Source organism: Psychrobacter sp. TB55-MNA-CIBAN-0194 (genome assembly GCF_040309505.1).
GTDB lineage: Bacteria > Pseudomonadota > Gammaproteobacteria > Pseudomonadales > Moraxellaceae > Psychrobacter > Psychrobacter fozii.
The window spans coordinates 1-269 of sequence record NZ_JBEOOW010000329.1 but is presented as its reverse complement, the minus strand read 5'-3'; the positions used below and the strand labels follow the sequence as shown (position 1 = coordinate 269).

Genomic DNA, 269 nt, shown 5'->3' with positions numbered 1-269 from the left:
GAATAAGGCATGGGTTTGTCTTTATAATCTTGGCGACGACGATCAAAATCAATATCAGGATTATTGCTGTCTAAGCGCAGTTTATAAATGCGATCTAGCGAGATATCAACATGATCAGTGGTGTAAAACCAGCCACGGAAAAACCAATCTAAGTCGACGCCAGAGGCTTCTTCCATGGTACGGAAAAAGTCGCTTGGAGTAGGGCGCTTGTTCATCCAGCGACGGCTGTACTCTTGAAAGGCAAAATCGAATAGCTCACGGCCTAATAC

At 44.6% G+C, this 269-nt stretch carries 1 protein-coding gene; it reads right to left on the bottom strand.

The features are described from left to right. Positions 1 to 269: hypothetical protein (locus AAEY75_RS15335; protein WP_352260065.1), on the bottom strand; the 269-nt coding region annotated here is incomplete at both ends.